The sequence below is a fragment of the Asanoa sp. NPDC050611 genome (assembly GCF_040654855.1).
In the GTDB taxonomy this organism is placed as follows: domain Bacteria; phylum Actinomycetota; class Actinomycetes; order Mycobacteriales; family Micromonosporaceae; genus Asanoa.
Window position 1 is genome coordinate 33,762 of the sequence record NZ_JBFAIU010000006.1, and the last position, 24,261, is coordinate 58,022.

At 70.7% G+C, this 24,261-nt stretch carries 22 protein-coding genes, 1 tRNA gene and 1 pseudogene; 14 read left to right on the plus strand and 10 right to left on the minus strand.

What is annotated here, in order from left to right:
* Nucleotides 1–10 precede the first annotated feature (10 nt).
* Entirely contained in the window at nt 11–907 is an 897-nt protein-coding gene (locus tag AB0H87_RS01960) for a PASTA domain-containing protein (protein ID WP_360138037.1), read from the plus strand.
* Nucleotides 908–1,557: 650 nt separating this feature from the next.
* On the opposite strand, the gene AB0H87_RS01965 is transcribed toward AB0H87_RS01960, so the two are convergent.
* Together AB0H87_RS01965 and AB0H87_RS01970 are read right to left on the minus strand one after the other, a co-directional pair.
* On the minus strand, nt 1,558–2,355 hold the full coding sequence (locus tag AB0H87_RS01965) for a hypothetical protein (RefSeq protein WP_360138040.1): 798 nt from the start codon (nt 2,353–2,355) through the stop codon (nt 1,558–1,560).
* Between the two features lie 108 nt (nt 2,356–2,463).
* Nucleotides 2,464–2,739, minus strand: a complete 276-nt coding sequence (locus AB0H87_RS01970) for a hypothetical protein (protein ID WP_360138043.1) — start codon at nt 2,737–2,739, stop codon at nt 2,464–2,466.
* 329 nt (nt 2,740–3,068) lie between these two features.
* On the opposite strand from AB0H87_RS01970, the gene AB0H87_RS01975 reads away from it, so the two are divergent.
* The 3 genes from AB0H87_RS01975 (at nt 3,069) to AB0H87_RS01985 (ending at nt 4,705) form a co-directional block, all read left to right on the plus strand.
* The gene (locus AB0H87_RS01975; RefSeq protein WP_360138046.1) at nt 3,069–3,950 is read left to right on the plus strand and encodes a helix-turn-helix transcriptional regulator; all 882 of its coding nucleotides are present in this window, start codon (nt 3,069–3,071) and stop codon (nt 3,948–3,950) included.
* Nucleotides 3,914–4,138, plus strand: a complete 225-nt coding sequence (locus tag AB0H87_RS01980) for a DUF397 domain-containing protein (RefSeq protein WP_360138049.1) — start codon at nt 3,914–3,916, stop codon at nt 4,136–4,138. Before AB0H87_RS01975 ends, AB0H87_RS01980 begins: the two co-directional genes overlap by 37 nt.
* Before the next feature lie 168 nt (nt 4,139–4,306).
* The gene (locus AB0H87_RS01985; RefSeq protein ID WP_360138052.1) at nt 4,307–4,705 is read left to right on the plus strand and encodes a hypothetical protein; all 399 of its coding nucleotides are present in this window, start codon (nt 4,307–4,309) and stop codon (nt 4,703–4,705) included.
* On the opposite strand, the gene AB0H87_RS01990 is transcribed toward AB0H87_RS01985, so the two are convergent.
* Nucleotides 4,673–5,263 (minus strand): hypothetical protein, encoded by a 591-nt coding sequence (locus AB0H87_RS01990; protein WP_360138055.1) that lies wholly within the window; start codon nt 5,261–5,263, stop codon nt 4,673–4,675. The two genes, AB0H87_RS01985 and AB0H87_RS01990, sit on opposite strands and share 33 nt — an antisense overlap.
* 215 nt (nt 5,264–5,478) lie before the next feature.
* Between AB0H87_RS01990 and AB0H87_RS01995 the strand changes: the two genes are divergently transcribed.
* Nucleotides 5,479–7,353 (plus strand): S8 family serine peptidase, encoded by a 1,875-nt coding sequence (locus tag AB0H87_RS01995; protein ID WP_360138058.1) that lies wholly within the window; start codon nt 5,479–5,481, stop codon nt 7,351–7,353.
* Here the strand turns inward: AB0H87_RS01995 and AB0H87_RS02000 are convergent.
* From AB0H87_RS02000 to AB0H87_RS02010, 3 genes are all read right to left on the minus strand, one after another.
* Entirely contained in the window at nt 7,350–8,171 is an 822-nt protein-coding gene (locus AB0H87_RS02000) for a WecB/TagA/CpsF family glycosyltransferase (RefSeq protein ID WP_360138134.1), read from the minus strand. The two genes, AB0H87_RS01995 and AB0H87_RS02000, sit on opposite strands and share 4 nt — an antisense overlap.
* Nucleotides 8,153–9,226, minus strand: a complete 1,074-nt coding sequence (locus AB0H87_RS02005; RefSeq protein WP_360138061.1) for an NAD-dependent epimerase/dehydratase family protein — start codon at nt 9,224–9,226, stop codon at nt 8,153–8,155. The genes AB0H87_RS02000 and AB0H87_RS02005 overlap by 19 nt, the downstream gene beginning before the upstream one ends.
* Before the next feature lie 74 nt (nt 9,227–9,300).
* Nucleotides 9,301–9,386: transfer RNA gene (locus AB0H87_RS02010), tRNA-Leu, on the minus strand.
* A 224-nt stretch (nt 9,387–9,610) separates the two neighbouring features.
* Between AB0H87_RS02010 and AB0H87_RS02015 the strand changes: the two genes are divergently transcribed.
* From AB0H87_RS02015 to pknB, 7 genes are all read left to right on the plus strand, one after another.
* Complete coding sequence (locus AB0H87_RS02015; protein ID WP_360138064.1) at nt 9,611–10,411, plus strand: DUF3662 and FHA domain-containing protein; 801 nt, start codon at nt 9,611–9,613, stop codon at nt 10,409–10,411.
* A gap of 4 nt (nt 10,412–10,415) precedes the next feature.
* Nucleotides 10,416–10,901, plus strand: coding sequence for an FHA domain-containing protein (locus tag AB0H87_RS02020; RefSeq protein WP_203718311.1), 486 nt, complete (start codon nt 10,416–10,418; stop codon nt 10,899–10,901).
* Entirely contained in the window at nt 10,898–12,349 is a 1,452-nt protein-coding gene (locus tag AB0H87_RS02025; RefSeq protein WP_360138068.1) for a PP2C family serine/threonine-protein phosphatase, read from the plus strand. Before AB0H87_RS02020 ends, AB0H87_RS02025 begins: the two co-directional genes overlap by 4 nt.
* 115 nt (nt 12,350–12,464) lie before the next feature.
* Nucleotides 12,465–13,850 (plus strand): FtsW/RodA/SpoVE family cell cycle protein, encoded by a 1,386-nt coding sequence (locus AB0H87_RS02030; protein ID WP_360138137.1) that lies wholly within the window; start codon nt 12,465–12,467, stop codon nt 13,848–13,850.
* A complete protein-coding gene (locus tag AB0H87_RS02035; RefSeq protein ID WP_360138071.1) occupies nt 13,847–15,352 on the plus strand; it encodes a penicillin-binding protein 2 in 1,506 nt (501 codons plus the stop codon). The genes AB0H87_RS02030 and AB0H87_RS02035 overlap by 4 nt, the downstream gene beginning before the upstream one ends.
* 1 nt (nt 15,353) lies before the next feature.
* Nucleotides 15,354–16,730, plus strand: coding sequence for a protein kinase (locus tag AB0H87_RS02040; RefSeq protein ID WP_360138074.1), 1,377 nt, complete (start codon nt 15,354–15,356; stop codon nt 16,728–16,730).
* The gene (gene pknB / locus AB0H87_RS02045) at nt 16,727–18,547 is read left to right on the plus strand and encodes a Stk1 family PASTA domain-containing Ser/Thr kinase (protein ID WP_360138077.1); all 1,821 of its coding nucleotides are present in this window, start codon (nt 16,727–16,729) and stop codon (nt 18,545–18,547) included. Before AB0H87_RS02040 ends, pknB begins: the two co-directional genes overlap by 4 nt.
* Before the next feature lie 2 nt (nt 18,548–18,549).
* Here pknB and AB0H87_RS02050 read toward each other — a convergent pair whose 3' ends face one another.
* The 4 genes and pseudogenes from AB0H87_RS02050 to AB0H87_RS02065 all read right to left on the minus strand — a co-directional run bounded on the left by AB0H87_RS02050 (nt 18,550) and on the right by AB0H87_RS02065 (nt 21,495).
* On the minus strand, nt 18,550–19,200 hold the full coding sequence (locus tag AB0H87_RS02050; RefSeq protein WP_360138080.1) for an aminodeoxychorismate/anthranilate synthase component II: 651 nt from the start codon (nt 19,198–19,200) through the stop codon (nt 18,550–18,552).
* 5 nt (nt 19,201–19,205) lie between these two features.
* Nucleotides 19,206–19,508: a hypothetical protein gene (locus AB0H87_RS02055; RefSeq protein WP_360138083.1), complete on the minus strand. Its 303-nt coding sequence runs from the start codon at nt 19,506–19,508 to the stop codon at nt 19,206–19,208.
* Between the two features lie 3 nt (nt 19,509–19,511).
* Nucleotides 19,512–20,279: pseudogene (locus tag AB0H87_RS02060) on the minus strand (class E sortase); the annotation flags it as partial.
* Between the two features lie 436 nt (nt 20,280–20,715).
* Nucleotides 20,716–21,495: a DUF881 domain-containing protein gene (locus AB0H87_RS02065; RefSeq protein WP_360138086.1), complete on the minus strand. Its 780-nt coding sequence runs from the start codon at nt 21,493–21,495 to the stop codon at nt 20,716–20,718.
* Nucleotides 21,496–21,675: 180 nt separating this feature from the next.
* Here AB0H87_RS02065 and AB0H87_RS02070 point away from each other — a divergent pair, with 180 nt between their 5' ends.
* Nucleotides 21,676–21,939, plus strand: a complete 264-nt coding sequence (locus AB0H87_RS02070; RefSeq protein WP_360138089.1) for a cell division protein CrgA — start codon at nt 21,676–21,678, stop codon at nt 21,937–21,939.
* 118 nt (nt 21,940–22,057) lie between these two features.
* Nucleotides 22,058–24,253 (plus strand): (Fe-S)-binding protein, encoded by a 2,196-nt coding sequence (locus AB0H87_RS02075; RefSeq protein WP_360138092.1) that lies wholly within the window; start codon nt 22,058–22,060, stop codon nt 24,251–24,253.
* Nucleotides 24,254–24,261 lie beyond the last annotated feature (8 nt).

Consider the following 24,261-nt stretch of genomic DNA (forward strand, 5'->3'; position numbering starts at 1 on the left):
GGGATCGAGCATGGCCGACCAGCCCGAGGACCCGCCCGCGCGGCGTGGTGCCGGCTCGGACGACCAGGATCAGCCGCTCGACCGGACAGCACCGTTCGACCCGATCCGCGACGACGACGAGCCGGCCACGGACGGCCGGACCGACGACGCGGCCGCGGAGACCCAGCGGCTGCCGGACGATCCCGACCGCACCGCGCGGATCGAGCCCACCGCCGACGACCGCACCACGCAGATGTCGCCGGTCGACCGCGGGGTGCCACCCGAGGACGACCGCACCACCCGGATCCAGCAGTCGACACCGCGCAACGCGACGCCGCCGGAGGACCCGGCCTGGGCCGGTCGCGCCGGCGTGCCGGAGCGCGGCGGTCCGGGCGAGCCGCCCGACGACGGACCACCCGACGGCTACGAACCGGCCGCGCCCGGCGGCGGCTCCCGCTGGTGGATGCCGATCCTGATCGGCATCATCGCGCTGGTCCTGCTCGGCGTGCTCGCGTTCGGCCTCTGGCTGATCCTGCGCGGCGACGACACGCCGGCCTCGGAGCCGACCCGCACGACCCCGGCCGCGACCACGCCGGCCCCGACCACCGCGGCCCCGACAACGCCGGCGCCCACACCGACCGCGACCACACCGGCGGCGGTGACCGTGCCGATCCTCGAAGGGCTGACCGTCGAGGAGGCGACCCAGCGCCTCTCCGCGCTGGGCTTGTCGGCGCGACTGAACTACGTCGACTCCAACCGCCCGGCCGGCACGGTCGTCGGGTCAAACCCGGCACCCAACGCCCAGGTCCCGAGCGGCACGGCGGTCACCATGGACGTCTCGTCGGGCCCGCGCCCGACCACGGAGCCACCGTCGCCGACGGTGAACCCGACCCTGACCTCTTCCCCGAGCATCCCGCCCGGTCCGTAACAGGTCCCGGTCCGATCGGCCCAGCCCAGGGTCGGATGGTGCGCGACCCGTCGGCGGTCGACCTGCTCGCTAGCCTGCGCGCCGCGGGCGCCAGCCCTGCCACAGGGACGTCGAACCTTGCGGCAGTATGCGCAGTTCGATTAGCAGCGCGGGCCACTCCTGGTCGCGCGCGGCCACTCCGCCGACCCACGATCGGGCCTGGCGCCACGACGCACATACACACCGGATACCGGGTCGAAAGCCACGACTGCGCGGATGTGGTGGGAGCGCTGCCTCGGGTGGTGGGACCACGACCGCGAGGATTCGTCGGCTCAGATGCCCGGGACTCGCTTGGAATGCCGACCGAGCGAGCCTGGCGGGAGCGTTGCCTCGCGCGCGTTGCCGGAGCGGTGCGGGATGGCCGCACTCGCTCGGGTCGCCGCGCCCTCGCGTAACCCTGGCACGAGCGCTGCCTCGGACGGCGGGAGTCGCTTGGGTCGCGAGGACAGCGCGCGTTGCCGGAAGCGGTGTGCAGGATGGCCGCACTTGCTCGGGTCGCCCCGCCCCCCGCGCGGATCGCACGAGCGTTCCCCGGACCGCGGGATTCGTCCGGGTCGCCACGACCGCGTGCCTCGCCGGACGGGCGCCCCGGACGGCGAGACACCCCTGGGTTACCAGCCGCGGCGGCGGTTGAGGACTACCGCGATGCCGATCGCGGAGATAAGCATGCCGACGATTCCCGAGTAGATCAGCGGCTGGGCATAAGCGACCGGCTCTGGGTCGGTCGTCGCGCCGGCCGGCACACCCGCGCCCGGTGTCGCGGCCGTCGACGGACGGTCCGGGAACAGCTCGTCCAAACCCCTGGTGTCCGCCGGCGACGGCGTCGGTGTCCGGCGATGCCGCATCGTCGGCGACGGCGACGGCGATGCCGGCCGCGGCTGGGGCTCCGGCGCGACGGCGGTCGGTGGTGGCGGAGCGATGGTCGGTGGCGCCGGCACCATGGGCGGCACGGGTGCCGCACCGCCGGGCGGCACGGGCGCGGCACCGCCGGGCGCCTCCACGCCCGGCGCCGGCTCGGCCGGTGCGGGCTCGTCGCCGGGTCGGGGATCGTCGGGGGCCGGCTCGTCCGGCTCTTCAGGGTCGTACCACCCGCCTGGGTCGACCGGCTGCCTGACCAGCCCCGTCGCGGGCAGCCCGGGCACCGCGACCGGACGCAGCGGGTCCAGGTAGCGCCAGGCCGGCGACGGGAGCAGCGAGGTCACCGGCGGCGCCAGGCTCTCCACATCGGGCACGCCCGCGATGCCCGGCAGCGTGCCGGGCACGACCGGCTCCGCCGCGGCGCGGGCGGTGGCGAGCGCGACGCCAGGCAGAGCGGCGCCGGGCAAAACGACGCCGCCGATGATGAAAGCGGCGGCCGCGAGATGCACCTGGACACAGCGGATCAGCGGTCGCGCCGGTGGCTTGACCATGTGTGACCCCCAGGAATAGGGGTCCTGGTCACGCCCGGGAAGAACTGTTCGGTGGGTATGTCCACTCTAGGCCCGCGCGGCTGCGCGCAGGCCCGGAACGCGAAAGCGTCAGCCCACCCGCGCCGGCACCGGCGCACCGATGCGGCGGGGCGCCGCGCGTAGGTCATTCGGCGAGCGCAGCTGCCGGAGGCCGTTGACCTGGACGAAGATCGAGCGCCGCTCGACCGCGTCGCCGGCCGCGTTGAGCTCGTAGCCGTCGAGCCAGACCCAGCCGTCGTACGTCGGCCAGTCGTGCACGCGGATCACGCGGAAGAGAAGCGGGTCGATGAACTGGACGCTCGCCGCGCGCGTCACGTGCAGCACGTCACCGGAGCGGGGAAGCACATCTACTCCTGTTCCGAAGCCGAATGATCGGGAGGACTCAGAAAAGGACCGCCGGGGCAGAGCTGATCTTTCAGAAACGCTGAGTAACCCGCGGCATACGTAGAGAGTGCACCAACAACATGATCAATGCAAGTTGCACTTTGGTAGTGCTTTCGTGGCCTCTTGCGGCCGCAATGGTCCTTGATGTCCGACCGATCAGCGCGTCAGACTGAGGTTGCATCACTCAGCGACCGTCGCAATCGCGCAACTCGCCGCGTTCGTCCGATTTGGTCCGTTCCTGCGGCGGGTGCGGACGCTACCCAAATCCGCACCTGTCCGGAGGTGACCCGGTGACCGAACGCCGGAGCCCGACCATCCGCCGCCGGCGGCTAGGCGCCGAGCTACGTCGCCGCCGCGAGGCGGCGGGCGTCACCATCGACGGGGTCGCTGACCGGCTGGAATGTTCCGCGTCGAAGATCTCGCGGATCGAGACCGGCCACACGTCGGCGACCCCGCGCGATGTCCGGGACATGCTGGCCATCTATGGCATCACCGGCCCGGAATGCGAAGAGCTGGTGCAGATCGCCCGTGAGGCGAGACAGAAAGGCTGGTGGCATCCGTACGGCGCGGTGCTCGCCGGCGCCTATGTCGGCCTCGAGGCCGCCGCCCATTCGATCCGCGCGTACGAACACCAGGTCGTGCCCGGCCTCCTGCAGACCGAGGACTATGCCAAGGCGATGATCCGCGCTGCGCGACCCGACTTCACGGCAGATGATGTAGACCGTCGGGTGAGTGTCCGTCGCGCACGTCAGTCGTTATTGAACGAGGACGACCCGATCGACCTGTGGTTCGTTCTGGATGAGGCTGTGGTGAGCCGGCCTGTAGGCGGTGACGCCGTCATGCGGGCCCAACTCGAAAGGCTTGTGAAGGCGGCAGAGTTTCCAAATGTGACCTTGCAGATCCTGCCGTTCGAGGCAGGTGCTCACGCCGGCATGGACGGCACGTTCGCCATTCTGGAGTTCCCCGAGCCGAGTGACCCCGAGGTGGTCTACGCGGAGAACGCCACCGGGGGCCTCTTCATCGAGAAGAGCGACGAGTTGCGGAAGTACGTCTTCATCTTCGACCACATCCGTGCGGCCGCACTCCGCCCCGAGGAGTCGGTCGCCTACATCGAAAAGCTAGCTAAGGAGCCACTGTGGAAGGCGAGACCAAGGGGTTTGCTGTCGACCTGACCGGCGCGGTCTGGCAGAAGAGCACGCGTAGCGGGCCCAACTGCGACAACTGCGTCGAGGTCGCCTTCGTGCCCGGTGCCGTAGCCGTGCGGGATTCGAAGAACCCGACCGGCCCGGCGTTGCTGTTCACCATCGACGAGTGGGACGCCTTCGTCGGCGGTGCCAAGGACGGCGAGTTCGACCTGTAAGTCAGTACGAAAAAGCCCCGATTCGACCTGCGCCAGGCGCTCTCCAGCCCCGGAGGGCGCCTGGTTCGTTACAGGGAACCCGGCACCGTCGTTGTACCAGAAGACACGGCAGACGCCAGGTCAACCCGCCGAGCGGGTTAATCCGAACGAGCAGGCAGGCGACAAGGAATGACCATGCCCGACAATCTCGGAAACGGTTCGGCGACGCAGGAGCGCTTCACCGGCCCGTACCGCAAGACCCGGCGCGAAGCCTCCCTGACCATCGAGGCGCCGGCGGAGCGTGAGCCCGAGCGGGTCGTCCGCCAGGGCCTGCCGTCGGACCTCAGTGCCGGCAACGGCGCGGGGGAGCGGCCGGCGCTGCCGTCCCTCGAGCCGGTCTACCCGGTGCAGTGGGCCAACCCGGAGCAGGAGGCCCTGATCGCGGATCACCCGCTGCTCCGCGGCCTGCTGCTGGAGCTGCCGCCGAAGGGGAGCATCCCCACCGCCGGCTGGCTGGACCGCTGGTTCGAGGCCGCGCGCTCCATCCTGGAGCTGCTATACCTGCAGGACGCCAACCGGCCGCGCTAGGCGGAGGCGTTCCGGCTGGGCCACGGCACCCTCGGCGAGACGGCTGTGCCGCAGCGCGTCGCGCACACCGATGCCGGTGACCATCAGCCCGGCCGCCGTGAGCACCACACCGAGCACCGCGGGCACGGTCAGCGCGACCAGGCCGGCGGCGGCCAGCACGGCCGCCACCCCGGCCAGCGCGGTGACCTGGATCGGCAGGGCGAGCAACGGATGCGCGGCCGCGGCGCGCAGACCGGGCGGCGCGGGAGTGTGCGGCGCCGTCGCGAAGGCGGCGGCTCCGCGCCGCACCCGGCCCAGCCGGCGCGCCGAGACCGCGGCCACCGCCAGGGCCGGCACCCACAGCGGCAGCACCGCGGGCATGAGGTCGTCGTAACCGGCCAGTCCCGCGAGGCCGATCGCGGCCAGGACCACGAGCAGACCCACCACCAACAGTTGGAGCCGTGCCGCGCGGCGGCGCAGCTGTGCGGCGGTGGTGGCGCGCGGCAGTAGGTCGACGAGCCCGGCCGCGGCGAGCGCGGCGGCGGCGATGGCGGCGGTCAGTGCCAGATCGGTCCCCATGGGATACATGGTTCGCCGGCGAACCACCCCAGCACATCCGGGCCGCCCCCGGTCACACCCGCATAGGTCACCCGTAGGGGGCAGGCGGGTGATATAGAAAATTCGACATCTATTCACATCTCCCCACGCGGCATAGCCTCACCCAAAGATCGGTGGACGCCGATATCCCGTCACGAACGGGACGGCGGGTCCACCGATCGGAGGGGAGGAGGGAGATGAAGCTCCCACGAAAGTCCATCCTGGTCGGTGTCGCCGCGCTGACCGCGTTCGCGTTCGCCGCACCCGCGGCGGCAGCCGAACCGTCCGGGACCGTCCTGAGCGCCGGCGGCGAGACCGCCGTCGCCGACAGCTACATCGTCGTCTTCAAGGACAGCGCGGTCGCCCGGTCCGCGGTCGACGGCAGCGCGACGACGCTGGCCGGCCGGCACGGCGGCAAGGTGGTCCGCACCTACCGCACCGCGCTGCGCGGGTTCGAGCTGCGGGCCACCGCCGCGCAGGCGGCCCGGATCGCGGCGCACCCGAACGTCGCGTACGTCGAGCAGAACCACACCGTGCACGCGCTCGGCACGCAGACCAACCCGCCGTCCTGGGGGTTGGACCGCATCGACCAGCGCAACCTGCCGCTCAACCAGTCGTACACGTACCCGAACACGGCCCCTAACGTGCACGCGTACATCGTCGACACCGGGATCCGGACCACCCACCAGGACTTCGGTGGGCGGGCGACCAGCGGCTTCGACGCCGTCGACGGCGGCGCGGCGGACGACTGCAACGGGCACGGCACGCACGTTGCCGGAACGGTCGGCGGCAACGCGTACGGCGTGGCCAAGGGCGTGCAACTCGTCGCGGTCCGGGTGCTCAACTGCCAGGGCAGCGGCACCAACGCTCAGGTGATCGGCGGCATCGACTGGGTGACCGCCAACGCGATCAAGCCGGCCGTGGCCAACATGAGCCTCGGCGGCGGCGCCAACACCGCGATCGACAACGCGGTGAACAACGCCATCAACTCCGGCGTCACGTTCGCCATCGCGGCGGGCAACGGCAACATCCTCGGGCAGCGGCAGAACGCCTGCAACTACTCGCCGGCCCGGGTGCCCAACGCGATCACCGTCGGCGCCACCCAGAACAACGACGCCGCGGCCTCGTTCTCGAACTTCGGCACCTGCGTCGACATCCTGGGCCCGGGCGTCAACATCACCTCGGCCTGGTACAGCAGCAACACCGCGACCAACACCATCAGCGGCACGTCGATGGCGACGCCGCACGTGGCCGGCGTGGCCGCGCTGGTGCTCTCGGCCAACCCGGGCTGGAGCAACCAGCAGGTCCGCGACTACCTGGTCAACAACGCGACGCCGAACGTCGTGACCAACCCTGGCACCGGGACCCCGAACCGGCTGCTCTTCGTGGTCAACGACGGCACACCGCCGGCGAACGACTTCGCCGTATCGGTCTCGCCGGCCAGCGGTTCCGTCACCGCGGGCTCGGCCGCGACGGCCAGCGTCAGCACCAGCACCACGTCCGGGTCGGCCCAGTCGGTGTCACTGACCGCGAGCGGACTGCCGTCCGGTGCGACGGCCAGCTTCAGCCCGGCGACCGTCACGTCGGGCGGCTCGTCGACGATGACGATCAGCACGTCGGCGTCGACCCCGTCCGGGACCTACGCGGTGAGCGTCAACGGGACCGGCGCGTCCGGCACCCGCTCGGCCACCTACTCGTTGACCGTCACCGGCGGCACGGGCGGCGGCTGCGCGGGCACCAACGGGACCGACGTCGCCATTCCGGACAACAACACCAACATCGCCAGCACGATCGCGATCGCGGGCTGCGGGCGCGCGCCGTCGAGCTCGTCGACCGTGGCCGTCAACATCGTGCACACGTACCGCGGCGACCTGGTCATCGACCTCGTCGCGCCGGACGGCACCGCCTTCCGGCTCAAGAACAGCAGCGCCCTCGACAGCGCCGACAACGTCAACGCGACCTACACGGTCAACCTGTCGGGCGAGTCGGCCAACGGCAACTGGCAGCTCCGGGTCCGGGACGTCTACAGCACGGACACGGGCTACATCAACACGTGGAGCCTGACCCTCTAGACCGGGAACTCGGTGAGCGGCTCCGTCGCCGGTGGCGGCGGGGCCGCTTTCCACATCCCCGTGCGCTGCGCGAGCAGGCGCGACGCGTAGGCGGGATTCAGGATCACGTAGCGGCGCCACAGCCTGCGCGGTTCCAGCCCGAGCCGCCAGAGCCACTCCAGGCCGCGCTTCTGCATCCACGACGGCGGCTTGCGGAGCAGCCCGGCGTGGTAGTCGAAGGCGGCGCCGACGGCCAGTTGGGGCATGTCGAGCAACGGGCGCATGGCGTACGCGAAAATCTCCTGCCGTGGGCAGCCGAGCCCGACCAGCACCACGCGGGCGCCGGAGGCCCGGATCCGGTCGGCGATCTCCACAGCCTCGCCGGGCCGGGCGGTGCGGAACTTCGACGACTCCCAGCCGGCGAACTTGAGGGCCGGGAACATCTTCTCCAGCGCCGGCACGAGCCGGCCGAGCGTCTCGTCGGTCGAGCCGTAGAGATAGACCGGCAGGCCCTCGTCCGCGCACCGGGCCAGCACCCGCAGGGTCAGCGTCGGGCCGTAGACCCGGTCGGTGAGCGCGGTGCCGTGCAGCAGGTTGAGCCCCCAGCGCACGGGCTGCCCGTCGGGGGTGACCAGGTCGAACGAGTTGAGCCGGGCGTTGTGCGGCGGGTCGAGCACGCCGGTCATGACCCCGTGCACGGCCAGCGCGGTCAGCGCGAGCGGCCGGCGTTCGTGTGCCGCCTCGATCACGCGGGCGGTCGCGGTCTCGTAGTCGACGGCGTCGACCAGGACGCCGAGGACGCTGTGCCGGCCCTTGTCGATCACGACCCGGGCACCCAGCGGTCGACGTTCGCCTCGTAGATCTCCCGCAGGATCATCGGTACGTCGTAGGTCTGCTTCCACTGCGGGTAGTGCTCCTGGAAGCGGGCCATGCTGCTGATCCACCACTGGTGGTCGCCGATCCGGGCCTGCTCGACATAGTTGATCTTCGGCTCGCGGCCCGAGATCTCCTTGGCCAGGGCGAAGGCCTCGATGTGCGAGGTGTTCGAGTGCCGGCCGCCGCCCAGGTTGTAGATCTGGCCGGAGCGGGGTGCCCGGAAGAACGCCTCGAACGCGGTCAGCACGTCGTGCGAGTGGATCGCGTCGCGGACCATCTTGCCCTTGTAGCCGTAGAGGTTGTAGGTGCGCTCCTCCATCACGCAGCGCATCACGTAGCCGAGGAAGCCGTGCAGCTCGGCGGCCGAGTGGGCCGGGCCGGTCAGCGTGCCGCCCCGGAACGCGGCGGTCTTCATGCCGAAGTAGCGGCCGTACTCCTGGACCATCACGTCGCCGGCGACCTTGCTCACCCCGAAGATCGAGTGGAGGCAGTCGTCGATCGACATGTCCTCGGTCACGCCCTGCGCGTAGGGGTGGTCGGGAGCGATCTCGTAACGGGTCTCCTGCTCGACCAGCGGCAGGCTGTTGGGCCGGTCGCCGTAGACCTTGTTGGTCGAGCAGAAGATGAACGGGGCTTCGATCGCGTGGTGCCGGGTGTTCTCCAGCACGTTGAGCGTGCCGACGGCGTTGACGTCGAAGTCGGTGAACGGCTCCTTGGCGGCCCAGTCGTGCGAGGGCTGTCCGGCGGTGTGGATCACCACCGCGATGTCGGAGCCGTACTTCTTGAAGATCTGCTCGAGCCCCGCACGGTCCCGGATGTCGGTGTCGTAGTGCGTGTAGGCGGTGCCGAGGTCGGCGCCGAGCTGCGCGACACTCCAGGCGGTCGAGCCGTCCTCGCCGTAGAAGTAGCGCCGCATGTCGTTGTCGATGCCCACGACCTCCAGGCCGAGGCCGGCGAAATGCCGGCTGGCCTCCGAGCCGATCAAGCCTCCGGAACCGGTCACCAACGCGACGGACACGCATCTACTCCAGGGCTGCTCGGCGACGGGTGGGCATAACGTTAGGGCTCCGCTAGTCGCGGAGCCCAACGTCATGGTGGGGAAGGGGGGAGTTGAACCCCCACGCCCTTTCGGGCACACGGACCTGAACCGTGCGCGTCTGCCATTCCGCCACTTCCCCGGGAACAGCTGCCGGCACATATTACGCTATCCCTGCCGGTGGCCGTGGGCGGTTGCCGCTCGCGGCGCCTGGGAAGACTAACACGGCGTTTCCGCCACTCCGGTGGCGGGCGTCGGTCTCCCAGTCGTCACGTGCGGCAGCGCTCCCACGGCGTTCCACGGAGACCGGTATTGACCGTCGGCCGGTCGCCATGCGGACTGCAGGTGCCCCGGCCGGATACCATCATGGCCTCGGAACCCGAGGAGGAGCCGGTGAGCGTGCTGCAACGCTTCGAGAAGCGTTTGGAAGGCCTGGTCGAAGGGGCCTTCGCGAAGGTGTTCAAGGGGGTCGTCCACCCTGTGGAGATCCTCAACGCCATGCAGCGGGAGGCGGAGGCGCACAAGGCTATCCTGGCCGGCGGGCGGACTCTGGTGCCTAACCGCTACGTGATCGACCTATCCCCCTATGACCACAGCCGGCTCGCGCCGTACGCGGCCGCGCTCGCCCAGGAGCTCGCGCAGTCGCAGGCCGAGTTCATCGGTGAGCAGGCGTGGACGGTCTACGGCGACGTGATCGTCGAGATCGAGCGCGGCGACGGCCTCGACACCGGCATGTTCCGGGTCACGGCCGAGGTCTACACGGGCGGCGACGTCGCGCCCGTCCCGCAGGGATACGACCAGGGCGGCGGCTACCAGCAGCAGCAGCCCTACGACCAGGGATACGGCCAGCCGCCCATGCACGGCGGTGGCGGTGGTCCCGGCGGGCGCAACATCCGCCTGGTCTCCGGCGACGGCCGGACGTACCCGCTGCAGATGGGTTCGACCGTGATCGGCCGGGGCGACCAGGCCAACCTGCGGCTGCCCGACGTCGGGATCTCGCGGCGCCACGCCCGGCTCGACTTCGACGGTGCGCAGGTCGTGCTCACCGACCTCGGCTCGACCAACGGCACGATGGTCAACGGCCAGCGCGTCTCGGCCGTCGCCCTCAACCCCGGTGACATGATCCAGCTCGGCACGACGACGCTGACGTTCCGCGTGGACGGTTAGCCCGTTGGCCGGAGATTTCGTCGTCGAAGTCGCCCGGATCGGATTCATCATTCTGCTGTGGATCTTCGTATTCACGGTGGTGGGTGTGATCCGGCGTGACCTCTTCGCCGGGGCCCGATCCAGCCGGCTGGTCGCCGCACCACGGGGGGTTGGTGCGTCGACCGGCCAACAGCGGCCGGCCAAGGTGAAGCGGGGCCGCGCGGCACACCAGTTGGTGGTGACCGCGGGTCAGCTCGCCGGCACGCGAATCACGCTCGGTGACGGCCAGATCACGATCGGCCGCGCCGAGGACTCGACACTGGTGATCACCGACGATTACGCGTCGGCGCGTCACGCCCGGCTTGTTCCCAGGTCAGGGCAGTGGTTCGTGGAAGACCTGGGCTCGACGAACGGGACGTATCTCGATCGCGCTAAGGTCACCGGACCGACCCCCGTCCCCCTCGGCGTGCCGATCCGCATCGGCCGCACTTCACTCGAGTTACGGCCATGACACTGACACTGCGTTACGCGGCCCGCAGTGACCGCGGTCTGATCCGGGACGGAAACCAAGACTCCGTCTACGCCGGACCGCGGCTGCTCGCCGTTGCCGACGGAATGGGCGGCATGGCCGCCGGTGACGTCGCGAGCAACATCGTCATCGGCGCCATGGCCCCGCTCGACGAGGACGTCCCTGGCGACGCCCTCGTCGACGCGCTGCGCACGGCCGTCGATACCGCCAACCAACAGCTCCGCGACACCGTCGACGCCAATCCGCAGCTCGAGGGCATGGGCACCACGCTCACCGCCATCCTGTTCTCGGGCAGCAAGATCGGCATGGTGCACATCGGCGACTCGCGGGCCTACATGCTGCGCGACGGCGAGTTCGCGCAGATCACCAAGGACGACACCTACGTACAGATGCTGGTCGACGAGGGCCGGATCAGCGCGGAGGAGGCGAGCAGCCACCCGCAGCGGTCGCTGCTCACCCGCGCGCTCGACGGGCGCGACATCGACCCCGAATACTCCGTGCGCCAGGTGCTCCGCGGTGACCGCTACCTGATCTGCAGCGACGGGCTCTCCGGCGTGGTCAGCGCCGAGACCATCGCCGAGTCGCTGCGGGACTTCGCCGACCCGCAGCAGTGCGTCGAACGCCTGGTCGCGCTCGCCCTGCGCGGCGGCGGCCCCGACAACATCACCGTGGTCGTCGCCGACGCGACCGACCAGGACATCGTCGAGGCGGCGCCGATCGTCGGCGGCGCGGCGGCCCGCGACCGGGGCAACAGCACCTCGGCCAGCCCGGACACGCCGGCCGCCCGGGCGTCCGCGGCGCTCGCCGGCCCGCGCGCGCCGGTGCCCGACCAGAACCTGCCGGCCGACGCGAACGGCCGGGGTGGGGCGCACGAGGACGAGTCCGACCGGCGCCGCCGGCGGCCGCTGCGCACCGCGGTGCTCCTCGGCGTCCTGCTGATCATCCTCGGCGGCGGCCTGTGGGCCGGGTGGCGGGTGACGCAGCAGCAGTTCTACGTCGGTGCCACCGAGGAAGGCCAGCTCGCGGTGTTCCGCGGCGTGCCGGGCCAGATCGCGGGCGTCGACCTGTCGAGCGTCCAGTCGACCAGCCCGACCACGCTCGAGGACCTCACGGCCGTCGCGCAGGAGCGGGTCAAGCAGGGCATCCAGGCCGACAGCGAGGCCGACGCCCAACGCCGCCTCGCGGAGCTGACCACCGACGACCCCACGAACCCGAACCTGAAGCCGGCCTGCCCGGCGAGCCCGACCCCGGTCGCCGACCCGACCGGGACGCCGACGAACCCACCGTCGGTGGGCCCGACGGCGACCGCCACCGCGACCCCGAGCGCGCCCGCGACCGGCGTCGGCACGCCGACCTCGGGGCCTGACGCGCCGCCAACCGACACCGTGCCGCCGGTCATCGACCCGGCGGACTGCCGGCCGTCCGACTGACATCGTGAGTTCGCAGGCCGGTCCGGTTAACACACCCGCAGCGACGGGTGAGCTGCCGCGCGTCCGAGACGTGCAGACGCGGCGCAACGCCGAGCTGGCGCTGCTCGGCTTCGCCATGCTGCTCGTCGCGGCGTACAGCGCGACGATCCAGCTCACCATGTTCGACACGATCACCGGCAACTTCTGGGTGCCGGCGGCCGTGCTCAGCGCGCTCTTCCTCGGGCTGCACCTGGTGGTCCGGTACGCGGCGCCGTACGCCGACCCGGCCCTGATCCCGGCCGTCGCCCTGCTCAACGGCATCGGCGTGGGCTTCCTACGCCGGCTCGACCTGGCGGAGGCGCCGGCCGCCGAGCGCCTCAACTACCCGATCTTCGCGGGTACGGGCGGCCGCCAGCTCGCCTGGACGCTGATCGCGGTCGTCTTCGCCGCGCTGGTGCTCCTCGTGGTCAAGGACCACCGGGCGATCTCCCGGTACGCGTACACCCTGGGGCTCGGCGGCATCGTCCTGGTGCTGATCCCAGCCCTGTTGCCCGGTCAGTTCTCCGAGATCAACGGCGCCAAGCTGTGGATCAAGATCGGTGGCTTCCAGATCCAGCCGGGTGAGTTCGCCAAGCTGGCACTGCTCGCCTTCTTCGCCTACTACCTGGTGCGCAAGCGGGAAGTGCTCTCGCTGGCCAGCCGCCGGGTGCTCGGCGTCGACTTCCCGCGCGGCCGCGACCTCGGCCCGGTGCTCGCGGTCTGGGCGGTCTCGCTGCTGGTCCTGATCTTCGAGAAGGACCTCGGCACCTCGCTGCTCTACTTCGGCATGTTCGTGGTCACGCTCTATATCGCCACCGAGCGGGTGAGCTGGCTGATCATCGGTCTGCTGCTGTTCTTCGGCGGTGCGTACGCCGCGTACCTGCTCGGCGCCTCGGTCGGCGGCCCGTTCGCCAACTTCTACCAGCGCGCCGAGATCTGGCTCGACCCGTTCTCCGACCCGTACGAGCGCGGCTACCAACTCGTCCAGTCACTGCTCGGGTTGGGCAGCGGCGGGCTGTTCGGAGCCGGGCCGGGCGGCGGGCAGCCGACCAAGATCCCCGAGGTGCACAACGACTTCATCTTCGCCGGCATCGGTGAGGAGATCGGCCTCTTCGGGCTCTCCGCGCTCCTGATCATCTACCTGGTCATCGTCCAGCGCGGCCTGCGCGCGGGCCTCGCGGTGCGGGACTCCTTCGGCAAGCTGCTGGCCGGCGGCCTCGCGTTCACGCTGGCCTTGCAGGTGTTCGTCATCGTGGGTGGCATCAGCCGGCTGATTCCGCTGACCGGGCAGACCACGCCGTTCCTGTCCGCCGGTGGTTCGTCGCTGATGGCCAACTGGATGCTGATCGCGGTGTTGCTCCGGGTCTCCGACGCGGCCCGGCGGCCGGTCGACGGGTCGGCCTCGGCCCGGCCGAGCGGCGGCGCGACAGCAAGTGCCCCCGCGCAGCTGCACGGGGCGCCCACGGAGGTGATCAAGCCGTGAACGCACCCCTGCGCCGGGTCGGCGTCGTCGTCCTGGTGCTCTTCGCGCTGCTGTTCGCCAACCTGAACTGGGTGCAGGCCTACAAGGCCGACGAATATCGCAACAGCGACTACAACGGCCGGGTCCAGGTCGCCGAGTACGAGCGCGAGCGCGGCGTCATCGAGGCCGGGCGCACCGCGCTGGCGACCAGCAAGCCGACCGACGGCGAGCTCAAGTACATCCGGCAGTACCCGAACCCGGAGGCGTACGCGCACGTCGTCGGCTACAACCCGGTCAACCTGGCGGCCACCGGCATCGAGCGCACCGAGGACGAGTTCCTCGCGGGCACCGCCGACGCGCTGGTCGCCGACCGCATCTCCGACCTGTGGACCGGCGAGAAGACGCCCGGCGGCAGCGTGCTGCTGAGCCTCTCGAAGCGGGCTCAGGAGACGGGCTACAAGGAGCTGAGCAACAACCGGGTGGGCGCCGAGAAGGGCGCGGCGGTGGCGATCAACCCGCAGACCGGCGCGGTGCAGGCGCTGGTCTCGATGCCGAGCTTCGACCCCAACCCGCTGGTCAGCCACGACACCGACGCGGCCTCGTCCGCGTACGACAAGCTCGACCGCGATCCCGACAAGCCGCTGGTCAACCGGGCGCTGAGCGAGACGTACCCGCCCGGCTCGACGTTCAAGGTGATCGACGCGGCGGCGGCGCTGGAGAGCGGCTACACCCAGCAGACCCAGATCTCGGCGGGCTCGTCGTACACGCCGCCGACCTCCGGCACCGACATCCGCAACGCGGCCGACTCGATCTGCCCGGAGAGCCAGGTCACCCTCCGCGAGGCGTTGACCGAGTCGTGCAACACGGGCTTCGCGAAGCTCGCGGTCGCGCTCGGCGCCGACAAGATCAAGGAAGAAGCCCGCAAGTTCGGCTTCGGCAACACCGACCTCACCTGCGGGCGGCTCAACGCCGAGGGCATTCCGGTCGCGCCGAGCGAGACCGGTGACATCAAGAACCCGGACGGCGGCGACGACCCGGCCGCGCTCGCGCAGAGCGGCATCGGCCAGAACAACGTCCGGATGACCCCGATGCAGGGCGCGCTGATCGCCGCGGCGGTCGCCAACGACGGCCGGCAGATGCGCCCCTACCTCGTGCAGAAGCTGCTCGGGCCGGACCGCACGACCTCGCACTACACCGCCACGCCGAAGGAGCTCAACGGCGCGGTGGTCAGCCGCCAGGTGGCCGGCGACCTGCGCGACATGATGATCAACGTCGTCGAGAACGGCACCGGCCGCAACGCGCAGATCGACGACGTCGAGGTCGGCGGCAAGACCGGCACCGCCCAGTCCGCGCCGGACCGCAAGGACCACGGTTGGTTCATCGGCTTCGCGATCAAGAACGGCCAGCCGGTCAGCGCCGTCGCCGTCTTCCTCCAGGAGGCGGGCCCCGGCGGCAGCAGCGAGGCCGCCCGGATCGGTGGCCAGATCATGCGGGCGGTCGTCACCGACGCGGAGGGCAGCTGAGGTGATCAGCCCGGGGGTCATGCTCGGCGGCCGCTACCGCCTCGACGAGCGCATCGCCGGCGGCGGCATGGGCGACGTCTGGCGCGGCACCGACGAGGTGCTGGGCCGCACGGTGGCGGTGAAGATCCTGCTGCCCGCGCTGCTCGACGAGCCCGGGTTCGCGGAGCGGTTCCGCGGCGAGGCGCGCACGATGGCCACGATCAACCACCCCGGTGTGGTCGACGTCTACGACTACGGCAGCGACCAGCAGATCGCGTTCCTGGTCATGGAGTACGTCGAGGGCGACGCGCTCTCCCGCACGCTGGGCCGGGTCGGCCGGCTCACCCCGGCGCGGACCATGGCCCTGGTCGCCCAGGCGGCCGACGCGCTGCAGGCGGCGCACGAGAAGGGCATCGTCCACCGCGACGTCAAGCCCGGCAACCTGCTGGTGCGCCCCAACGGCACGCTGGTGCTGACCGACTTCGGCATCGCCCGCTCGGACATCGTCGGCCAGCTCACCGCGGCCGGCTCGGTGCTCGGCACCGCCTCATACATCTCGCCGGAGCAGGCGGCCGGCGCCATCGCCACACCGTCCTCCGACGTGTACGCCCTGGGCGTGGTCGCCTACCAGTGCCTGTCCGGGCGCCGGCCGTTCGAGGGCGACAACCCGCTCGAGATCGCCATGAAGCACGTGCGGGAGACGGCTCGCCCACTTCCGGGCGACATCCCGCCGGCGATCAGGTCGATCGTCGAGCGGGCGATGGCCAAGGACCCGGGTGCCCGCTGGCCCACGGCGTCGGCCTTCTCGGCCGTGTCGCGGCAGGCCGCGGCGACCCTGGCGACGGCCGGGCCGGTCATGCCCCACCGGCCGCTCTCGCCGACCATCCCGCCCAAGGCCGGGCCGATCTCGGGCGCCCCCGCGTCGCCCGCGCTCGCGCCGAGCGGGCGGGCCACGGTGCAGGGTCCGATCAACCCGGCGCCGCCCCGAGCCGGTGCCCGTCCGCCGCAGCCGCCACCCGTCGTGGGTAACCCGGTGCCGCGGGGCGGCTATCCGAGCGCGCCGGCAAATCGGCCACCGGCGCCCGCAGGATACGGTTATGCGTCGGTGCCGTCCGCAGCCGAATCCGGTGGCGGGGGGCGGCGGTTACTGGTCGTGTTGGCAGTGATACTCGGCGTGCTGGTGCTCGTCTGCGCCGGGGTCATCTCCTACATGCTCAGTCTGCGCAACAGTGACGGAAACAACGGCGGCGGCGGTTCGTCCTCCATGGCTCCCGTGGGGAAGGTAACGACCGCGCTTCATCTACCCGTCGGTGGAACCGAGGCGACGATCGCCCCGTACCGTCTTGGAGAGCGAATCCTCCACATCGGGATGACGAGCGAAGGAATGTTGACGAGATGACGCAGGCCCGCCTGCTGGGTGGCAGGTACCAGGTCGGCGAGCTGCTCGGATACGGCGGCATGGCCGAGGTGCACCGCGGCCGCGACCTCCGGCTCGGCCGGGACGTCGCGATCAAGATGCTCCGCACCGACCTGGCCCGCGACGCGACGTTCCAGATGCGGTTCCGGCGCGAAGCCCAGAACGCCGCCTCGCTCAACCACCCGGCGATCGTCGCCGTCTACGACACCGGCGAGGAGATCGCGCCCACCGGCGAGACCCTGCCGTTCATCGTCATGGAGTTCGTCAACGGCCGCACCCTCAAGGAGGTGCTGGCCGCCGAGGGTCGGCTGATGCCGCGCCGCGCCCTCGAGATCACGGCCGACATCTGCGCCGCGCTGGAGTTCAGCCACCGGCACGGCATCATCCACCGCGACATCAAGCCCGGCAACGTGATGCTCACGCAGAACGGCCAGGTCAAGGTCATGGACTTCGGCATCGCCCGGGCCCTGGCCAGCGGCGCGACCACGATGACGCAGACCAGCGCGGTGATCGGCACGGCGCAGTACCTGTCGCCGGAGCAGGCCCGCGGCGAGGCGGTCGACGCCCGGTCCGACGTCTACGCCGCCGGCTGCGTGCTGTTCGAGCTCCTCTGCGGCCATCCGCCGTTCGTCGGCGACAGCCCGGTCAGCGTCGCCTACCAGCATGTCCGGGAAGACCCGCGGGCGCCGAGCGAGATCAACCGCGACGTGACGCCGCCGATCGACGCGATCGTGCTCAAGGCGCTGTCCAAGAACCCGCTCAACCGCTACCAGAGCGCCGGCGAGATGCGCGCCGACCTGCTCCGCGCGGCCACCGGCCGGCCCGTGATGGCCACGCCGGTGATGCGCGACCAGGAGACCATGCCGATGGGCGCGGCGAACGCGGCCACCGCCACGGTGCGGCGGCCGCAGAGCGGCCCGCCGACGCGCGCGATCCCGGCCGCCCGGGTGGGCGACGCGCAGCGGCGCAAGCGCTCCAACTGGGTGCTGGCCGTGCTGAGCGTGCTCGGCGTCCTCGCCGTGATCGCGCTGGTCGCCGGGCTGCTCGTGCAGAACGCCCGGGGCGAGAAGGTCGACGTCGTCTCGGTCGTCGGCAGGCCGGTGGCGGAGGCGCAGCAGACGCTCGTCACCGCGGGCTTCGGGGTCGAGACGACCCGCAAGGAAGCCGACGACTGCGCGGAGAACACGGTCATCGAGCAGAGCCCGGAGGGCGGGTCCAAGGCGGCCAAGGCGAGCACGGTCGCGCTGACCGTGTGCGCCGGCCCCGGCACGGTCGAGGTGCCCGACCTCAAGGGCCAGACCCGCGATGCGGCCGAGAAGGCGCTCGTGGACGCGAGGCTCAAGCCAAACTTCGTCGAGGTCAACAGCTCGGAGCGCAAGGGCATCGTGCTTGCCGTCGACAAGGCCGGCAGCTCGGTGAAGCCCAACACCGTGATCAAGGTCCAAGTCTCCAACGGCAAGCTGAAGGAGGTCCCGAACGTCGTAGGCCAGACGCGGGTGGAGGCTGAAGCCGTACTCCGCGCGGCGGGCTTCGACGTGGAGGTCGAGGAGGGTCAGGTCGTCCAGAGCGAGAACCTCGCCAACCGGGTCACCTCGCAGGATCCGGACGGCAAGAAGGAAGCCGAGGTGGACTCCACGGTCACCATCACGGTGACGGTCTTCCAGGAGCCCGACGAAGAGCCCACGGGTGACCCGACCTCAGAGCCGCCCGGCGGCAACAACGGTGGGATCGGCGACATCATCCCGGGCATCGGCGGCGGCCGCCCGATCGTCGGCGACGACCGGTCACACAAGAGCTGACGTCAGGCGGCGGCGAAAGCGGCCAGCCGCCGGGCGTCGACCTCGGCCGACAGCTCCGGAGCGCGCTCCAGGGCCTCGGTGTGGCCGCACGCCGCCAGCCAGTTGGCGAGCATGAGGTGGCCGCCCTCGGTCAGCACCGACTCCGGGTGGAACTGCACGCCCTCGATCGGCAGCGTCCGGTGCCGCATGGCCATCACCACACCGGACTCGGTGGTGCCGGTGACCTCGATCTCGTCGGGCAGCGTCTCTGGCAGCACGGCCAGCGAGTGGTAGCGGGTGGCCGTGAACGGATCGGGCAGCCCGCCGAGCACACCCGCGCCGCGGTGGTGCACGAGCGACGTCTTGCCGTGCAGCAGTTCCGGCGCCCGGGTCACGGTGGCACCGAACGCCGCACCGATCGCCTGGTGCCCCAGGCACACCCCGAAGATCGGCAGCTCACCGGCGTACGCCTTGATCACGTCGAGGCAGATGCCGGCGCGCTCGGGCGTACCCGGGCCGGGTGAGAGCAGGACGCCCGCGGCTCCGGATCGGCCGACGGCGGCGACGTCGATCTCGTCGTTGCGCCGCACGTCGCACTCGACCCCCAACTGGCCCAGGTACTGCACCAGGTTGAAGACGAACGAGTCGTAGTTGTCGATCACCAGCACGCGCACGGTGGTTACCTCGGAAGCGGGTTGTCGGTCGTGGTCGAGTACGGCAGGTCGTGGTCGCCCAGCCCGGACTCGCGCGGGTCGGGCGTCCCGGTGCCGACACCGGGGTCGTCCACGCCCGCGCCGCCCGGAGCCCCCGGGACGCCGCCGTCCTGCGTCACCTGGACGTCGTCGAACGGCAGCAGCGGCTCCGCCCAAGGAAACACGACGAACCAGAACAGTGCCAATATGCCCGTGATCAGCACGAGCGAGGTCAGCAGCTTGCCCACGACGCCGTCGAACGGCAACTTGCGCCAGATCCACGCGTACATCGGTCAGCCTCCCAGCTCGGCCGGGTCGCCCTGCGACTTCGGCTGGGTCCGGGCCAGCTCACCGTGCACGATCAGGCGCTGGTAGTTGTCGAACTTCGGGTTGCAGGTGGTCAGCGTGACCATCGCCTTGGTCGGCTTGGACCCCGGCAGCATCGGCACCGGCGCCACCACCTCGACCTGCGTGGGCAGCACGATCCGGGTCTTCACGACCTTGTAGACGTACCAGTTGGACTTGTCCTCGACGACGATCGCGTCGCCGTTGTTGAGCTCGTCCAGCCGCCAGAAGGTGGCCCGGTTGCGGTGGCCGGCGACGGAGAAGTTGCCGACCTGGCCGGGCTGCGCGGTGTCCGGGTAGTGCCCGGGCGCGTAGCGGATGTCGGCCTGGGTGACCCCTTCGACCACCACCCACTGCTGGCCGAGGGCCGGGATGTAGAGCTTCGCGATGCCGTGGATCTTGGAGCCGAGCCCACCGGTGCCGGCGGTCGGCCCGACGGTCGGGTCGTCGCCCGGCTCGTTGGCCCACTGCTGTTCGAGCGCGCCGGCCAGCGCGTCCTGCTTGCCGCCCTGGACGACGCCGACGCCCCAGACCTCGTAAGCCGCGAAGAGCAGCACCACGAGGCCGAAGGTGATCATCAGCTCGCCGCCGACCCGGATGCCGGTGCGGATCCGCGACCAGACGGTGGGCCGGGTCAGCTCGGAGTAGACGCTGCGGTAGTCGTCGCCGACGTTCTCCGCCCGCAGTCGCACCACCCGCTCACCCCGGCGGGGCTTCGGCGGAGGCGGCAGCTCCGACGGGTCCACCTTCTCCGGCGCCGGCGGCACCGCGCCCATCACCGTGGTCACGTCGGCCGCCGGTTTGGGCGGCACCGGTGCCGGGCCGGGCGTCGGGACCTTGGGGATCACCGCGGTCTGGTCGGGCGTCGGCGCGGCGACCTTCGGGATCACGGCCGTGGTGTCGACCGCCTTGGGGATGATCGCCGTGCTGTCGGCCTCGGGCGCCGGCGGTCGCAGCATCAGACCCGGCGTCACCGGGACGTCGTGCACGGTCGCCGCCGGCGGCTGGGGACGGGTGCCCTGGAACTCGAGTGGCCGCGGATGCGGCCGGCGTGCGGTCGCGTCGGCCACGCGCGGTATGACCGCGGTCGCGTCTTCGGCATCAGGCGCCCGATGCCGCCCGTTCTGGTCGCGCGTCATGACGGCGAAAGCCTCATGAAGTCACCTTCGCTGATCGGAGGGCACTGGACCCCTCGAACGCGGGTATCGTCACGTCCTTCTCCACCGTCTCTTGATATCCGAGCTGGAAGTGATCGACAGCGTCTTTGAAGAGACGTACGCCGTCGGATTCGCCCAACGCCCGTTGCATCGCGGTGGGATCACCGATCGCCGTGATCACGAACGGTGGAGAGTAGACACGTCCGTGCAGGAGCAAGGTGTTGCCGACGCAGCGTACCGCGCTGGTGGACAACACGCGGACCCCCATGATCGACATTGCCTCGGCACCGCCGGCCCAGAGCGCGTTGACCGCGGCCTGCACGTCGCCCTGGTGCACGACCAGGTCGTCGGGGCGGACACCGTCGGGGCGGTCGCCGGCGCGCTGTGGTGCGTCGTCGAGCCGGACGGTCAGCCCGGGCCCGTGCACGGCGGTGAACCCGGCGGCCGGCTCCATGCCCTTGGCCCGCTCGCTCTCGGCGCGGATGGGGCCGTCGGTGCGGGCCAGCTGCTCGGTCTGGCTCCGGACCGCGTCGGCCAGCTCGCGGGCGCGCTGCTGGCTGGCCGTCACCCGATCGCGCTCCTCGTTGACCACCTGAGCGAGCCGCGGCCGGCGATCTTCGCGCAGAGCTGTGCCGTCGGCGGTCCTGGCCGTCGTGGTGAACAGCAGGCCGGCCGCCAAGGCGATCAACGGCACCAGCGCCGACCAGGCATTACGCGGCTTGCGGACCCGCGCGGCCCGGCGCAGTGCGGCCCGCCAGAAGGTCGAGTCGGGCACCTGGCTCCTCCTCCGTGCGAGCTGGTCAAATCCGGTGGTCGGGATTATTCCCACAACCCGATGCCGCCCGTCCATGGCCGCGACGCGCCGCGTTGATTACGCTAGCTGGCGAACATTATTGGCCATGGACCGTCGCCGGTTGACAGGCCCGAGCGAGGACCACAACCAGGAGAGAGCGTCGTGCCCAAGTCGCAGGTTCGCAAGAAGAAGGTCTACACCCCTCCTACCGACGTACGCCCGTCGTCGGTGGCCGCGAGCCGCAAGCCGAGCCCGCGCTGGCTCCCTGTGACCGGCGTCGCACTCATCGTGTTCGGCATCGCATGGCTGGTGGTCTACTACCTCTCCGACACCGACTACCCGGTGGCGTCGTGGACCTACTGGAACCTCGCGATCGGCTTCGGTGCGATGGTCGCCTCGCTCGCGGTGTTCAGCCGCTGGCGTTGATGATCTGTTGACTAAGGTGACCTGGGAGACCCGGGTGCGGCACACCTCACGTTACTGAGCAGTAACCTGTGCCGTAGCCTGGACCTCAGCCACACCTAGGCCAACGGAGGCTGCGCGCATGGGCGTCGTCGAGATCATCTGTACGACCATCGCTGGTCTGATCACGCTCGTTGCTGTGGCGTTGGCGGCCCGCGCTGTCACGCGGATGCTCGCCGTGGTCCGGCAGGGGCAGCCCGACCCGGCCCGGCTGGGCTCGTGGGGCGCCCGGACCAGGGTGATGCTCACGGAGACGGCCGGGCATACCCGGATGTTGAAGTGGTCCGCGGTGGGTGCGGCGCACTGGTTCGTGATGGTCGCGTTCGTCGTGCTGTCGTTGCTGGTGCTGGAGGCCTATTTCGAGGTGGCCTCGCCGGCGGGCGGGATCCCGTGGCTGTCGGGTTGGGTGGTTTTCGGTTTCGTCACGGAGATCATCGGGATCCTCGGCATCGTGGGGATCCTCTATCTGATCTCGGTGCGGTTGCGGAACCGTCCGGGCCGGGGGCGTGGGCTGTCCCGGTTCACTGGTTCGACGATGTGGCAGGGCTATTTCGTCGAGTGGGTCATCGTCGGTGTGCTGGTCTGCGGGTTCCTGATCCGCGGGTTCAAGGCCGCCAACGATCATCTGGACTTCCCGACCTGGGCGGCGCCGTTGTCGCACGGTCTGGGGTCGGTGTTGCCGGCGTGGGAGGCCGGCGCGCCGGTGGTCGCCGCGATCAAGATCGTCATTTCGATGACGTGGCTGATCGTGATCTCGCTGAACGTGACGATGGGTGTGGCCTGGCACCGTTTCCTGGCGTTCCCGAACATCTTCTTCAAGCGTGACCCGGCCAAGCCGGCGGGTTCGGGTCTGGGCGCGTTGCGGCCGATGACCTCCAACGGGCAGCTGCTCGATTTCGAGGAGGCCGACCCGGAGAAGGACCAGTTCGGCGTGGCGCAGGTGGAGCAGTTCACCTGGAAGGGTCTGCTCGATTTCTCCACGTGTACGGAGTGCGGCCGTTGCCAGTCGCAGTGCCCGGCGTGGAACACCGGCAAGCCGCTGTCGCCGAAGCTGCTGGTGCTCTCGCTGCGTGACCACGCCTATGCCAAGGCGCCCTACCTGCTGGCCGGCGGTGGCAAGGACCTGAGCGGCGAGGAGAAGGCCAGCAAGGAGCAGTTGGCCGGGGTCGACGTGCTGGCCATGGCCGAGGCGGACCGGCCGTTGATCGGCGGCGCGTCCGACGGCGGCGTCATCGACCCGGACGTGCTGTGGTCGTGCACGACCTGCGGTGCGTGTGTCGAGCAGTGCCCGGTCGACATCGAGCACGTGGACCACATCGTCGACATGCGCCGCTACCAGGTGCTGATCGAGTCGTCGTTCCCGTCCGAGGCCGGCGTGATGCTGCGCAACCTGGAGAACAAGGGCAACCCGTGGGGTGCGCCGCCGAACACCCGCGAGGACTGGACCAAGGGCCTGGACTTCGAGGTCAAGCGGGCCGGCGCCGGTGACGACTTCGAATACCTGTTCTGGGTCGGCTGCGCCGGCGCGTTCGAGGACCGGGCGAAGAAGACCACCCGCGCGGTCGCCACGCTGCTGCACGAGGCCGGCGTCGACTTCGCGATCCTCGGCGAGGGGGAGACCTGCACGGGTGACCCGGCCCGCCGCATCGGCAACGAGTTCGTCTTCCAGATGCTCGCCCAGCAGAACGTGGAGACCCTCAACGAGGCGGGCGTGAAGAAGATCGTCGCGTCGTGCCCGCACTGCTTCAACACCCTGCGCAACGAGTACGGCGCCCTGGGCGGCAGCTTCGAGGTCGTGCACCACACCCAACTGCTGGCCGACCTGGTCGCCTCCGGGAAGCTGACCCCGGTGCAGCCCGTCGACGGCGGGGTCACCTACCACGACCCGTGCTACCTGGGCCGCCACAACCGGGTCTTCACCCCGCCACGCGAGGTCCTCGAGGCATCCGCCGGCGGCGCCGAACTCACCGAGATGCCCCGCAACTCCGAACGCTCGTTCTGCTGCGGCGCCGGCGGCGCTCGGATGTGGATGGAAGAGCGGATCGGCAAGCGCATCAACATCGAGCGCGTCGAGGAGGCCATCTCCACCGGCGCACACACGATCGCGGTCGGCTGCCCCTTCTGCTTCACCATGATCAACGACGGCGTCACCGCCAAGCAGGCCGCCGGCGCCACCGACGGCGTCGAGGTGGTCGACGTGGCCACCGTCCTGCTGCGCTCGGTCAAGCCGGAGAGCCCGGCGTCGTCGGCCGAGCCGGAGGCCGCCACCGCGGGGTAGAGCATCCA

Bases quoted from the DNA above. Each gene is read 5' to 3' on its own strand.
- AB0H87_RS01960 (WP_360138037.1), top strand. From the start codon at position 11: ATGGCCGACCAGCCCGAGGACCCGCCCGCGCGGCGTGGTGCCGGCTCG.
- AB0H87_RS01965 (WP_360138040.1), bottom strand. From the start codon at position 2,355: ATGGTCAAGCCACCGGCGCGACCGCTGATCCGCTGTGTCCAGGTGCAT.
- AB0H87_RS01985 (WP_360138052.1), top strand. From the start codon at position 4,307: ATGACCATGCCCGACAATCTCGGAAACGGTTCGGCGACGCAGGAGCGC.
- AB0H87_RS01990 (WP_360138055.1), bottom strand. From the start codon at position 5,263: ATGGGGACCGATCTGGCACTGACCGCCGCCATCGCCGCCGCCGCGCTC.
- AB0H87_RS01995 (WP_360138058.1), top strand. From the start codon at position 5,479: ATGAAGCTCCCACGAAAGTCCATCCTGGTCGGTGTCGCCGCGCTGACC.
- AB0H87_RS02015 (WP_360138064.1), top strand. From the start codon at position 9,611: ATGGCCTCGGAACCCGAGGAGGAGCCGGTGAGCGTGCTGCAACGCTTC.
- AB0H87_RS02025 (WP_360138068.1), top strand. From the start codon at position 10,898: ATGACACTGACACTGCGTTACGCGGCCCGCAGTGACCGCGGTCTGATC.
- AB0H87_RS02030 (WP_360138137.1), top strand. From the start codon at position 12,465: ATGCTGCTCGTCGCGGCGTACAGCGCGACGATCCAGCTCACCATGTTC.
- pknB (WP_360138077.1), top strand. From the start codon at position 16,727: ATGACGCAGGCCCGCCTGCTGGGTGGCAGGTACCAGGTCGGCGAGCTG.
- AB0H87_RS02055 (WP_360138083.1), bottom strand. From the start codon at position 19,508: ATGTACGCGTGGATCTGGCGCAAGTTGCCGTTCGACGGCGTCGTGGGC.
- AB0H87_RS02075 (WP_360138092.1), top strand. From the start codon at position 22,058: ATGGGCGTCGTCGAGATCATCTGTACGACCATCGCTGGTCTGATCACG.